A 13,028-nucleotide genomic window follows, 5' to 3' on the forward strand; every position below is an offset into this window, starting at 1 on the left:
GGTTGCCGGATGTCTGCGCCGCTGGCTATCGTTTCTCGATAGATAGCTGTCGTCTTTCGATAGGAGCGCCATGCAGCCTCTCGCCACTCTCGCGTTGAAGTCGATGATCGTCGTCCTGCTGGCGCTGCTGGTGATCGCGCAGGTGTTCCTGATCCCCGCGGTGGCCGCGGCCACGGCGTGGCGCAACCCCGAGCTCGCGTACCTGGAGGTGCCGGGGATCATCGGCGCCGTGCTGTTCCTCGTGCTCGTCCAGGTCGTGCTGGTCTGCGTGTTCGCCCTGCTCTCGCTGGTGCGTGCCGACCGCATCTTCAGCCCGCACGCCTTCCGCTACATCGACATCATCATCGGCGCCATGCTGGCTGCCGGCGTCGTCATCGTCGTGTCGTACCTCGTGCTCTTCATGGCTCAGGCGGCCGACCCCGGCATTCTGATACTGGCCCTGCTGGGCACGACCGTCAGCATCTCGCTCGCCCTGCTCGTCGGTGTGATGCGGGGTCTGCTCCGCAAGGCGCTGCAGCTCGAGCAGGACCTCTCCGAGGTGGTCTGATGCCCATCGTGATCGACATCGATGTGATGCTGGCGCGGCGCAAGATGAGCGTGCAGGAGTTCGCGGATGCCATCGGCATCACCCCCGCCAACGTCGCGGTGCTCAAGAACGGGCGCGCCAAGGCGGTGCGCTTCACCACGCTCGATGCGATCTGCCGGGTGCTGGACTGCCAGCCGGGAGACATCCTGCGTCGCGTCCCCGACAGCGCGCAGCCGAAGGGGGAGTCATGACGAGTTTGTGGATGCAGGAGAGCATCGCGCGGTTGAGTGACGCGCAGACGTGCCCGGTGTGCGAGCTCGCGCCGCTGCGGGACGGATGCTGTGTGCGGTGCGGTGCCGACCTGCGGGGTCCGCAGGGGGCGCAGCTGTGGAACGCATCGCTGGCCGCCGTCGCGGCGCTGAACGCCCGTGCGGCCCTCCTCACCGGTGTTCCGCGTACGGCGTTCGCGCCCCCGCGCGCGACGACCGGGGCTCCGGCAAGACAGCCGCGCCCCGGCTCGGAGCCGACCCAGCCGGCTCCTGCGCGACCCGCATCCGAGTCCGCACCGGCGACCGACGGCGCCAGCCTGCAATCCGTGCTCGCCACGGCGGGAGCCGCGCTCTTCGCCGTCGCGGCGATCGTGTTCACCTTCTTCAACCCCGAGCTCGCCGACCGTGCCGTGCGGAGCGCCATCATCGGCCTGGTGACCCTGGCGTTCCTCGGCGGGGCGTGGCTGCTCGCCCGCCGACGTCTGCAGTCCTCCGCCGAGGCGGTGGGCGGACTGGGGCTGGTCTTCGTCGGCCTCGACGTGCAGGCGGTCGCCGGCTCGTTCGCCGACGACACGATCTCCTGGATCTCTGCGGCCATCGCGACCGGTGTCGCCGCTGCCATGCTGCTGGCTGCGGCGCTCAGAACCCGGATCCGCATCTGGTTGTGGGCGTCGTTGCCGGCGCTCGCGGCCGTCCCTGCGATGCTCGGGTTCGCTGCGCAGAGCGCTCTGCCTGCGGCGCTGCTGATCGCCGCATCGGCGTTCGCGGCGACCGGACTGATGACCTTGCTTCCCCGGATCGCGCCCCGCTTTCCCTCTCGCGCGGCATCGGCGTCCACACAGGCGGACGCGGATGCGCCCGTCGCGGAGTCCGCTCCGCGTCGTGCGCTGGCGGCCGAGTCCGTGGTTCTGACGGTCCTGCAGGTCGTCGTGACGGCGCTCGCCGTGGCGCGCATCGTCCTCGGCGAGGGGATCGCCGTCGCCGCCGTCCTGGCCGTGCTGGCGGTGAGCGCGGTGCTCGCCTCGGTGCGGATGATGCCGCGGACCTGGGCTTCCGCAGCCGGTGTGCTCGTCGTGGGCGCGGGCGCTGTCGCGTCGTCGAGCCTGCTCGACGGGGCCGACCGGGGACTCGAGTGGAGCACCGCTCTGGAACCGGCGGGCGCCGTGCTCGTGCTCCTGGCCTGCGCGATCATCCCGCTGCCCGCACGCACCCCGCGCATCGCTCTCGCGTTCGGCGCGGGCTTGGCCGCGGGCGCGACCAGCGCTCCGGCGGTGATCTCGGCGATGTTCATCGGAGCCTCCCTCCTGCCCCTCACCGAGACGGGCATCGCCGTCACCGGAGCCGCGACGGCCTCGGGGCCGCTGGTCGGGTCCGCCACCTGGCCGATCATCGTCGCACTCGCAGTCATCGCCGCCGGATTCGCGGTGTTCGCACGTCTCGCTCGCGTCCGAGCCGACATCCGCCCCCTGCGGGTCGCGGCCCTCATCGTCGCGGCCCTGTACGCGACCACCACGGTGCTGGCGGTCGCGAGCGGTCGCGTGCTCCCGTCTGCTGTCAGCCTCAGCCTGCTTCTGGTGGCAGCCGCAGCCACCGCGGCCGTGCTGCCCCGGCGTACAGGAGGTGGCGCGGCATCCGCCCGGGTCGTCCTCGTCGTGGGAGTCCACGTCGCCCTGCTCGTGTCGGTGCTGCTGGCATGGCAGGACCGCGCGATGGTGCCGCTCGCAGGCGCCGGCACCCTGGCCGTCCTCGCCGTGGCGGCGCGCACGATCATCCCGTCGTGGCGGTTCCTGCATGTGGGCGTCGGGTACGGCTACGCACTGGTGCTGGTGGCCACAGGTCTGTCGCTGGCGGGTGTCGACGGTGTCGCGCTGTTGTGTCTGACAGCATCGGCGGGCCTGGTGGGTGCGATCATCGCGACGTTCGTGCCTGCCGTCCCGGCGCGCAGCTGGCAGGCCGTCCTCGTGGTCGCGGCCGCGCCGTTCGCCCTGGCGATCGTGCAGGTGGTGTTCGAGCGGAGCGGATGGACGGCGCTGTCGACCGGTCTGATGTTCGTGCTCGCGCTGTCGCTGCTGCTGACCAGGCGCGCGGGGCTCACGGTCGTGATCCGCACGCTGTCCGCGGGCATGCTGGTGCCGTCGGTGGCCGTCGTGATCCTCTGCCTCGGTGCGCAGCTGCTCGTGCAGAGCGGCTCGCCCGTGGTGCTGCCGGTCATCGCCCTGCTGGTCGCGCTCGCGCTGTCCTCGGGCGGGATGATCCGCGAGGCACTCCTCGGACGTGGTCTGCTCGCGGGGACGGCCGGTGCGGCTCGTGTCGCGATCGAGTCGTCCGCTCTGCTCACGGGCGCGATCGCCGTGCTGCTCTCGCTCTCCCGCACGGCGGCGGGATTCGCCACGGCCTGCCTGGTGCTCCTCATCATCGGCGCGGGCGCGGTGGTCACCGCGGTGGTCGCGGGTAGCCGCTACGGATGGTGGGTGGCGGCGGCGTCGTTCACCGGCGCGCTCTGGTCGCTCTGGGCACTCAACGGCGTGACAGTGCCCGAGGCGTACCTTCTGCCACCGGCACTCGGCGCGGTGCTCGTGGCGCTGATCCTCGCTCTGCGCGGCACGCGCTCGGTACCGCTTTTCGCGGCCGGCCTCGCGGGTGCGGTGGTGCCGGTGCTCGCCCTGCTCGTCACCGCAGGCGCCACCGAGGCGACCGTATGGCGCGCATACGGGCTGCTGTCCGCCGGATGGCTGCTGATCGGGGCGGTGTGGCTTGTCGGAGGCGCGGCCGGCCCGCGGCTGCGTCGTCTTCGCCCGCTGCGCACGGCGACGGCCGTGCTGGCCTCCGTCGCCGCCGTCGGCGGCACCGCACAGGCGGTGCGGTGGGGGAGCGGTGCGGATGCGCCTGCGGTCACCGACAGTGCCGCGGGGGTGTTCCTCCTCTGCGTCGCGATCAGCGCGCTGGCGGCCCTCGTCCCGGCGCTCGCCGCACGGATGCTGCGCGACGACGCGGACGTCCCTCAGGGCGCCGAGGGACGGCCCGCGCTGCTCGCGCGCATACCCGCCCGCTGGCTCGGTGCGCCGGCGGCGCTCGCCTTCGCGATCGGCGTCTGGCCGTCGATCGCGAGGGACTGGTTCGTGATCTGGGGCATGTGGACCCTGATGGTGTGCTGGCTCATCGTCATGCTGCGTGCCGCCGCACCGACGGCATCCGAAGGCGGGTCGCGCTCCGGCCGTCGCACGGCATCCGTGCTCCCGCCGGTCTGGCTGCTGTTCGCGATCGCGTTCGTCACCGCCGTGGTCGCGTGGAGCCCGCGGGAGCTGAGGGTCGAGATGTTCTCCCTCCCGCTGGGCGTGTTCCTGCTCGCCGCGGGCGCGCCCGCACTGCGCAGGAGGACGGATGCGGTCTCCGGCCTGAACCTGGACGACTGGCCGCACGGCCGGCGGGGATCCTGGCCGCTGCTCGCCCCCGGCCTGATCGTGATGATGTCCGCTTCCATCGTCTCCACCTTCACCGATCCGCTCACCTGGCGCGCGATCCTCGTCATGGGTCTCGCGCTGGCGGCGATCGTGCTCGGAGCGGCGCGACGCCTCGCGGCCCCGTTCCTCATCGGACTCATCGTGCTGCCGGTCGAGAACGTCTTCGTGTTCTCGGTGCAGCTCGGGCGAGGGATCGAGTCGATGCCGTGGTGGATCACCCTGGCGACCGTCGGTGCGGTGCTGCTGGTCATCGCCGTCGCCGGTGAGCGGCGGGAGGGCGCGGAGCGAGGCGTGGTCGCCCGCGTGCGCGATCTGCGATGACCGGCGCGCATTTGACCACGAAGGTTGCGCGGGATTACACTTGATCGGGTGTGCGCACAGCTGTGCGCGCATGCAGGGCGTCGGCACCGCCGATTCGCCTCCACGGCATACCCATCACATCAAAAGCAGGGCGGTTCCGCTCTGCCGGTGGGTCATGATGTGACACCCATCACGCTGTCACCGTGCAGCACTATTAGGAGAGAACGTGCCAACTATTCAGCAGTTGGTTCGCAAGGGACGTTCGCCCAAGGTCTCGAAGACCAAGGCGCCCGCTCTGAAGTCGAACCCGCAGCAGGCCGGCGTGTGCACCCGCGTGTACACCACCACCCCGAAGAAGCCGAACTCGGCGATGCGCAAGGTCGCTCGTGTGAAGCTCCGCAACGGCACCGAGGTGACCGCTTACATCCCGGGTGAGGGCCACAACCTGCAGGAGCACTCGCTCGTGCTGGTGCGCGGTGGTCGTGTGAAGGACCTTCCCGGTGTCCGTTACAAGATCGTCCGTGGTGCACTCGACACCCAGGCCGTGAAGAACCGTAAGCAGGCTCGTTCCCGCTACGGCGCGAAGAAGGGTTGAGTTAGATGCCTCGCAAGGGACCCGCACCCAAGCGCCCCGTCGTCAACGACCCGGTATACGGCGCGCCCATCGTCACCTCGCTGGTGAACAAGATCCTCGTCGACGGCAAGAAGTCGCTGGCCGAGTCCATCGTGTACGGCGCCCTCCGCGGCGTCGAGGCGAAGAACAACCAGGACGCTGTCGCCACCCTCAAGAAGGCGCTCGACAACGTGCGCCCGACCCTCGAGGTCCGCAGCCGCCGCGTCGGTGGCTCGACCTACCAGGTTCCCGTCGAAGTCAAGCCGCACCGCGCGAACACGCTGGCGCTGCGCTGGCTGGTCAGCTACGCGAAGGGCCGTCGTGAGAAGACGATGACCGAGCGTCTGCAGAACGAGATCCTCGACGCATCGAACGGCCTGGGTGCCGCGGTCAAGCGCCGCGAAGACACTCACAAGATGGCCGAGTCGAACCGCGCATTCGCTCACTACCGCTGGTAACGAGCTGAGCGGATGCCGCAACCGCGGCATCCGCTCCCACTCTCTGTTCGTTCCTGAACCATCCCGGAGGAACCCCCGTGGCACAAGAAGTGCTCACAGACCTGAGCAAGGTCCGCAACATCGGCATCATGGCCCACATCGATGCCGGCAAGACCACCACCACCGAGCGCATCCTGTTCTACACGGGTGTGAACCACAAGCTCGGCGAGACCCACGACGGCGCTTCGACGACCGACTGGATGGAGCAGGAGAAGGAACGCGGCATCACGATCACGTCTGCCGCCGTGACCTGCTTCTGGAACAACAACCAGATCAACATCATCGACACACCCGGTCACGTCGACTTCACCGTCGAGGTGGAGCGCTCGCTCCGCGTCCTCGATGGAGCCGTCGCCGTCTTCGACGGCAAGGAGGGCGTCGAGCCCCAGTCCGAGACCGTGTGGCGTCAGGCCGACAAGTACGACGTGCCGCGCATCTGCTTCGTCAACAAGATGGACAAGCTGGGCGCCGACTTCTATTACACCGTCGACACCATCGTGAACCGCCTCGGAGCCAAGCCGCTGGTCATCCAGCTGCCGATCGGCGCCGAGAACGACTTCGTGGGCGTCATCGACCTCGTCGAGATGCGCGCGCTGGTCTGGCCCGGTGACTCCAAGGGTGACGTGACCATGGGAGCCTCGTACGAGGTCCAGGAGATCCCGGCCGATCTGAAGGACAAGGCCGACGAGTACCGTCAGCAGCTGCTCGAGACGGTCGCCGAGACCGACGACGCGCTGCTCGAGAAGTTCTTCGGTGGCGAGGAGCTCACGGTCGCCGAGATCAAGGGCGCCATCCGCAAGCTGGTCGTCGCGAACGAGATCTACCCGGTCCTCTGTGGCTCGGCGTTCAAGAACCGCGGCGTGCAGCCGATGCTGGACGCGGTCGTCGACTACCTCCCGAACCCTCTCGACGTGGGTGCCATCGAGGCGCACGACCCGAAGGACGAGGAGAAGGTCATCGAGCGTCACCCCGACGCGAACGACCCGTTCTCGGCTCTCGCGTTCAAGGTCGCCGTGCACCCGTTCTTCGGTCGCCTCACCTACGTGCGCGTCTACTCCGGTCACCTGGACTCCGGCTCCGCGGTCACCAACTCGACCAAGGGCAAGAAGGAGCGCATCGGGAAGATCTTCCAGATGCACGCCAACAAGGAGAACCCGGTCGAGTCGCTCACCGCGGGCAACATCTACGCCGTCATCGGCCTGAAGGACACCACCACCGGTGACACCCTGGCCGACCCGGCGAACCCGGTGGTCCTCGAGTCGATGACCTTCCCGGAGCCCGTGATCGAGGTCGCGATCGAGCCGAAGACCAAGGCTGACCAGGAGAAGCTGGGTCTTGCGATCCAGAAGCTCGCGGAGGAGGACCCGACCTTCCGCACCGAGCTCAACCCCGAGACCGGTCAGACGACCATCAAGGGCATGGGCGAGCTGCACCTCGACATCCTCGTGGACCGCATGAAGCGCGAGTTCCGCGTCGAGGCCAACGTCGGCAAGCCGCAGGTGGCGTACCGCGAGACGATCAAGAAGACCGTCGAGAAGCACGACTACACCCACAAGAAGCAGACGGGTGGATCGGGTCAGTTCGCCAAGATCCAGTTCAACATCGAGCCTCTCGATCTGGACGGCGAGAAGACGTACGAGTTCGTGAACGCCGTCACCGGTGGCCGCATCCCGCGCGAGTACATCGGTTCGATCGATGCCGGCTTCCAGGACGCGATGAATGTCGGCGTCCTGGCGGGCTACCCGATGGTGGGCGTCAAGGCAACCATCGTCGACGGTGCTGCTCACGACGTCGACTCCTCGGAGATGGCGTTCAAGATCGCCGGCTCCATGGGCTTCAAGGAAGCCGCACGTCGCGCCAACCCGGTGCTGCTCGAGCCGCTCATGGCGGTCGAGGTGCGTACTCCTGAGGAGTACATGGGCGACGTGATCGGCGACCTGAACTCGCGTCGCGGCCAGATCCAGTCGATGGAGGACGCCCAGGGCGTCAAGGTCGTGCGTGCGTCGGTGCCCCTGTCGGAGATGTTCGGCTACATCGGCGACCTGCGCTCGAAGACCTCGGGTCGCGCGGTCTACTCGATGGAGTTCGACAGCTACGCCGAGGTTCCGCGCGCGGTTGCGGATGAGATCATCCAGAAGACCAAGGGCGAGTAAGCCCTTCTGCTCTCCCGGGTTCCCGCGTGGAGCCCGGGGGAGTACCCCACAACTTCACATTCACTCTCCACTAAACTGAGAAACCGAAACCAGTAGGGAACCGGTCACAATCCAGTGCCCGGCAATCTCTACACGAACGTCCTGAGGAGGACCCAGTGGCCAAGGCCAAGTTCGAGCGGACCAAGCCGCACGTCAACATCGGAACGATCGGTCACGTCGACCACGGCAAGACCACTCTGTCTGCCGCCATCTCGAAGGTGCTCGCTGACAAGTACCCGTCGGACACGAACGTCCAGCGTGACTTCGCGACGATCGACTCGGCTCCCGAGGAGCGTCAGCGCGGTATCACCATCAACATCTCGCACATCGAGTACGAGACCCCGAAGCGCCACTACGCGCACGTCGACGCTCCCGGCCACGCCGACTACGTCAAGAACATGATCACCGGTGCCGCGCAGATGGACGGCGCGATCCTCGTGGTCGCCGCCACCGACGGTCCGATGGCTCAGACTCGTGAGCACGTGCTGCTCGCCAAGCAGGTCGGCGTGCCGTACCTGCTGGTCGCCCTGAACAAGAGCGACATGGTCGACGACGAGGAGATCCTGGAGCTCGTCGAGCTCGAGGTGCGTGAGCTGCTCTCCTCGCAGGGCTTCGACGGCGACAACGCTCCCGTCATCCAGGTCTCCGCTCTGGGGGCCCTCAACGGCGAGCAGAAGTGGGTCGACTCGATCCTCGAGCTCATGCAGGCCGTCGACGACAGTGTTCCGGACCCGGAGCGCGACCGTGACAAGCCGTTCCTGATGCCGATCGAGGACGTCTTCACGATCACCGGTCGTGGCACGGTCGTCACGGGTCGCGCCGAGCGCGGCACCCTGAAGATCAACTCCGAGGTCGAGATCGTCGGCATCCGCCCGACGCAGAAGACCACGGTCACCGGTATCGAGATGTTCCACAAGCAGCTCGACGAGGCATGGGCCGGCGAGAACTGCGGTCTGCTGCTCCGCGGCACCAAGCGTGAGGACGTCGAGCGCGGCCAGGTCGTCGTGCAGCCGGGCTCGATCACCCCGCACACCAACTTCGAGGGCACCGCGTACATCCTCTCGAAGGACGAGGGTGGCCGTCACAACCCGTTCTACACGAACTACCGTCCGCAGTTCTACTTCCGCACCACCGACGTCACCGGCGTCATCACGCTGCCCGAGGGCACCGAGATGGTCATGCCCGGCGACACCACCGACATGTCGGTCGAGCTGATCCAGCCGATCGCCATGGAGGACGGTCTCGGCTTCGCGATCCGTGAGGGTGGCCGCACCGTCGGCGCCGGCACGGTGACCAAGGTCGTCTCCTAAGCACCTGCATCGCACGATGGGGTCGGACCAGACGGTCCGGCCCCATTGTCGTACCCGGCCGACTCGCGTAGAACTGTAATGCGCAGACGACTGCGTCAACCGACAGGGGAGGAAACCCATGGGGATCGATGACATGGTGAACAGGGGCAAGGACCTGTACGCGCAGAACAAGGACAAGGTGGATGAGGCCCTCCGCAGCCAGCAGGCCGAGGATATCAGCGACAAGGTGCTCGACGGCGTCGCCGACTTCGCCAAGAAGCTCGCTCCGGACGCGGCCGAGAAGATCGACGAGATCCGCGATGCCGCGGACAAGTCGCTCGGGAACGAGTGAGGACGACCCGCACCACCACGAGGCGACGCATCCGGAGGGTGCGTCGCCTTCTGTTTCGGCCGTGGCTATGTCCTAGGGGAGGAATCTCCCCTAGACTGTGAACGCCGCCTGGGGATCTGTGCGGCACGGGCGCTGTGGGGGCACAGCGTCCAGAACGACTGGGGATTCATCATGGGGAACACCGTGCCGTGCGCGTGGACCGACCACCGATGCGTCGCCCTGTCTGCGCGGGCTTCGATCCGTGCTCTCGATCGAGGCAGTCGGCATCCCTTCTCGTCGGCTCCTCCCGCCCGGTGCGTCCCCTCCCACCGGGCCTCCCATGGCGCTGGGCGGAGCATGGGGATGCTCCGCCCAGCGTCCTGAGCATCCGTTTCGGACGGCGCGACACGCCCGGGTTTGCAGTACGCGAATCCGTCGTGGCAGAATAGACAGGTTCCACATTCCTGCGCTCTTCGCGATGCGCGGGATCACTGCCACGACAGTGCATAGACGGTGCCCTCCTCGCGAGCCGGCACAGGGTTCTAGGCCACGGGCAGCAGAACACCTCCCACAACAAGACGCAGGCACGCAGTGTCGGCGCCTTCAGTGTGAAAAAAGAACAGCGGTGCGCAAGTGCCGAGGCGCGAACAGCGCCGACGCGCGTCCAATGCCCCAGGACCACCCGGCCCTGGACGGTAAGACGCTTATGGAGAGAGAGCAGACAATGGCGGGACAGAAGATCCGCATTCGCCTGAAGTCGTATGACCACGAGGTCATCGACACGTCGGCGCGCAAGATCGTCGACACCGTGACCCGTGCGGGCGCGACTGTCGTCGGCCCGGTGCCGCTTCCGACGGAGAAGAACGTGATCGCAGTGATCCGTTCGCCGCACAAGTACAAGGACAGCCGCGAGCACTTCGAGATGCGCACCCACAAGCGCCTGATCGACATCGTCGACCCGACGCCCAAGGCCGTCGACTCGCTGATGCGTCTCGACCTGCCTGCGGACGTCAACATCGAGATCAAGCTGTAAGGATCGACATGGTTGACATCAACGCAAAGATTTCCAAGGGCATGCTCGGCACCAAGCTCGGCATGACTCAGGTGTGGACGGAGAGCGGCCAGCTCGTTCCCGTCACCGTGATCGAACTGGCACCCAACGTGGTGACCCAGCTCCGCACGCCCGAGACGGACGGCTACAACGCCGTCCAGATCGCCTACGGCCAGATCGACCCCCGCAAGGTCAACAAGCCCCTGACCGCTCACTTCGAGGCCGCCGGCGTCACGCCGCGCCGTCACGTCACCGAGATCCGCACCGCGGACGCCGGTGACTACGCCCTGGGCCAGGAGCTCACGGTCGACGGCACCTTCGAGGCGGGCCAGCTGGTCGACGTCGTCGGCACCAGCAAGGGCAAGGGCACCGCGGGTGTCATGAAGCGCCACAACTTCAAGGGCGTCTCGGCATCTCACGGTGCGCACCGCAACCACCGCAAGCCTGGCTCCATCGGCGCATCGTCGACCCCGAGCCGCGTCTTCAAGGGCATGCGCATGGCCGGCCGTATGGGCGGCGAGCGCGTGACCGTCCTCAACCTCACGGTGCACGCCATCGACGCCGAGAAGGGACTCATGCTCGTCAAGGGCGCAGTCCCCGGCGCGCGTGGCCGCATCGTCTTCGTCCGCAACGCAGTGAAGGGTGCCTGAACATGGCTGACTCGACTCTCGCGCTCGAGGTCTTCGCGGTCGACGGCAAGAAGGCCGGCTCCATCGAGCTGCCCGCCGCGATCTTCGACGTCAAGACCAACGTTCCGCTGATCCATCAGGTCGTGGTCGCGCAGCTCGCTGCCGCACGCCAGGGCACGCACGCCACCAAGACTCGCGGCGAGGTGTCCGGCTCCGGCAGCAAGCCCTTCAAGCAGAAGGGCACCGGCAACGCACGTCAGGGCTCGATCCGCATGCCGCAGCACCGCGGCGGCGGTACCGTCCACGGCCCGAAGCCGCGCGACTACTCGCAGCGCACTCCCAAGAAGATGATCGCCGCCGCCCTCCGGGGTGCGCTCAGCGACCGCTTCCGCGGTGAGCGCCTGCACGCAGTCGAGGCGTTCGTCGCCGACAGCACCCCTTCGACCAAGACCGCTGCGAGCCTGCTCGCCGCTGTCGCCGGCCCGAAGAATGTGCTCGTCGTCATCGAGCGCAACGACGAGCTGACCGTGAAGAGCGTCCGCAACCTGCCGAACGTGCACGTGCTCAGCTTCGACCAGCTGAACGCCTACGACGTGATCGTCTCCGACGACATCGTCTTCACCAAGCCCGCACTCGAGGCCTTCATCGCCTCGAAGACCGGCGCAACCGAGGAGGTCTCGGCATGACCGAGCAGAACAACCTCGCAACGGCACTGAACAAGGACCCGCGCGACATCATCCTGGGCCCGGTCGTCTCCGAGAAGAGCTACGGACTGATCGACGAGGGCAAGTACACGTTCCTCGTCGACCCTCGCGCTTCGAAGACCGAGATCAAGCTCGCCATCGAGAAGATCTTCGGCGTCAAGGTGGCTTCGGTCAACACGATCAACCGCGTCGGCAAGGCCCGCCGCACCCGTTTCGGCACCGGCAAGCGCAAGGACACCAAGCGCGCCATCGTCGCGCTGAAGTCGGGTTCCATCGACATCTTCACGGCAGTCGGCTGACCGGGGGATAAGGACAGATAATGGCTATTCGCAAGTACAAGCCCACGACCCCGGGTCGCCGCGGCTCGTCGGTGGCCGACTTCGCTGAGATCACTCGATCGACGCCGGAGAAGTCGCTGCTGCGTCCGCTCTCGAAGACCGGTGGTCGCAACAACCAGGGTCGCATCACCACCCGCCACATCGGTGGTGGCCACAAGCGCCAGTACCGCGTCATCGACTTCCGTCGCAATGACAAGGACGGCATCGACGCCAAGGTCGCTCACATCGAGTACGACCCCAACCGCACCGCGCGCATCGCGCTGCTGCACTACTTCGACGGCGAGAAGCGCTATATCCTCGCGCCCAACAAGCTGAAGCAGGGCGACGTCGTCGAGTCGGGCGCCAGCGCCGACATCAAGCCGGGCAACAACCTGCCGCTGAAGAACATCCCCACCGGTACCGTGATCCACGCGATCGAGCTGCGTCCCGGTGGCGGGGCGAAGATGGCCCGTTCGGCCGGTGCCTCGGTGCGCCTGGTCGCGAAGGACGGCCCTTACGCCCAGCTGCGTCTGCCCTCGGGCGAGATCCGCAACGTCGACGCGCGCTGCCGTGCGACGATCGGCGAGGTCGGCAACGCCGAGCAGTCGAACATCAACTGGGGCAAGGCCGGCCGCAACCGCTGGAAGGGCATCCGCCCGACCGTCCGCGGTGTCGCCATGAACCCGGTCGACCACCCGCACGGTGGTGGCGAGGGCAAGACGTCCGGTGGACGTCACCCCGTCTCCCCCTGGGGCCAGGCTGAGGGTCGTACCCGTCACGCCAACAAGGAAAGCGACAAGTACATCGTGCGTCGCCGCAACGCCGGCAAGAAGCGCAAGTAGGAGTAGA

The 13,028-nt window shown here is 67.5% G+C and carries 13 protein-coding genes; all 13 read left to right on the forward strand.

Annotated elements, in window-relative coordinates:
* The first annotated feature begins 70 nt into the window (after nt 1–70).
* Nucleotides 71–547: a DUF2975 domain-containing protein gene (locus tag ACFQY2_RS07845; protein ID WP_378745180.1), complete on the forward strand. Its 477-nt coding sequence runs from the start codon at nt 71–73 to the stop codon at nt 545–547.
* Entirely contained in the window at nt 547–777 is a 231-nt protein-coding gene (locus ACFQY2_RS07850; RefSeq protein WP_378745181.1) for a helix-turn-helix domain-containing protein, read from the forward strand. The genes ACFQY2_RS07845 and ACFQY2_RS07850 overlap by 1 nt, the downstream gene beginning before the upstream one ends.
* Nucleotides 774–4,577, forward strand: coding sequence for an SCO7613 C-terminal domain-containing membrane protein (locus ACFQY2_RS07855; RefSeq protein ID WP_378745182.1), 3,804 nt, complete (start codon nt 774–776; stop codon nt 4,575–4,577). Before ACFQY2_RS07850 ends, ACFQY2_RS07855 begins: the two co-directional genes overlap by 4 nt.
* 205 nt (nt 4,578–4,782) lie before the next feature.
* Nucleotides 4,783–5,151, forward strand: a complete 369-nt coding sequence (gene rpsL, locus ACFQY2_RS07860) for a 30S ribosomal protein S12 (RefSeq protein ID WP_013584051.1) — start codon at nt 4,783–4,785, stop codon at nt 5,149–5,151.
* Between the two features lie 5 nt (nt 5,152–5,156).
* Nucleotides 5,157–5,627, forward strand: a complete 471-nt coding sequence (rpsG, locus tag ACFQY2_RS07865; RefSeq protein WP_378745183.1) for a 30S ribosomal protein S7 — start codon at nt 5,157–5,159, stop codon at nt 5,625–5,627.
* 77 nt (nt 5,628–5,704) lie between these two features.
* Complete coding sequence (fusA, locus tag ACFQY2_RS07870) at nt 5,705–7,819, forward strand: elongation factor G (RefSeq protein ID WP_378745184.1); 2,115 nt, start codon at nt 5,705–5,707, stop codon at nt 7,817–7,819.
* Nucleotides 7,820–7,974: 155 nt separating this feature from the next.
* Complete coding sequence (gene tuf / locus ACFQY2_RS07875; protein WP_378745186.1) at nt 7,975–9,168, forward strand: elongation factor Tu; 1,194 nt, start codon at nt 7,975–7,977, stop codon at nt 9,166–9,168.
* Nucleotides 9,169–9,286: 118 nt separating this feature from the next.
* Nucleotides 9,287–9,499 (forward strand): hypothetical protein, encoded by a 213-nt coding sequence (locus ACFQY2_RS07880; protein ID WP_378745187.1) that lies wholly within the window; start codon nt 9,287–9,289, stop codon nt 9,497–9,499.
* Nucleotides 9,500–10,202: 703 nt separating this feature from the next.
* Nucleotides 10,203–10,511, forward strand: a complete 309-nt coding sequence (rpsJ, locus tag ACFQY2_RS07885) for a 30S ribosomal protein S10 (RefSeq protein WP_193596815.1) — start codon at nt 10,203–10,205, stop codon at nt 10,509–10,511.
* An 8-nt stretch (nt 10,512–10,519) separates the two neighbouring features.
* Complete coding sequence (gene rplC, locus ACFQY2_RS07890) at nt 10,520–11,179, forward strand: 50S ribosomal protein L3 (RefSeq protein ID WP_378745188.1); 660 nt, start codon at nt 10,520–10,522, stop codon at nt 11,177–11,179.
* Nucleotides 11,180–11,181: 2 nt separating this feature from the next.
* Complete coding sequence (rplD, locus tag ACFQY2_RS07895) at nt 11,182–11,844, forward strand: 50S ribosomal protein L4 (protein WP_378745190.1); 663 nt, start codon at nt 11,182–11,184, stop codon at nt 11,842–11,844.
* Entirely contained in the window at nt 11,841–12,161 is a 321-nt protein-coding gene (gene rplW / locus ACFQY2_RS07900; protein WP_378745191.1) for a 50S ribosomal protein L23, read from the forward strand. The genes rplD and rplW overlap by 4 nt, the downstream gene beginning before the upstream one ends.
* A gap of 20 nt (nt 12,162–12,181) precedes the next feature.
* Nucleotides 12,182–13,021 (forward strand): 50S ribosomal protein L2, encoded by an 840-nt coding sequence (gene rplB, locus ACFQY2_RS07905; RefSeq protein WP_378745192.1) that lies wholly within the window; start codon nt 12,182–12,184, stop codon nt 13,019–13,021.
* Nucleotides 13,022–13,028: the final 7 nt, after the last annotated feature.

Source organism: Microbacterium sp. GCM10027623, from assembly GCF_042666935.1.
Classification (GTDB): domain Bacteria; phylum Actinomycetota; class Actinomycetes; order Actinomycetales; family Microbacteriaceae; genus Microbacterium.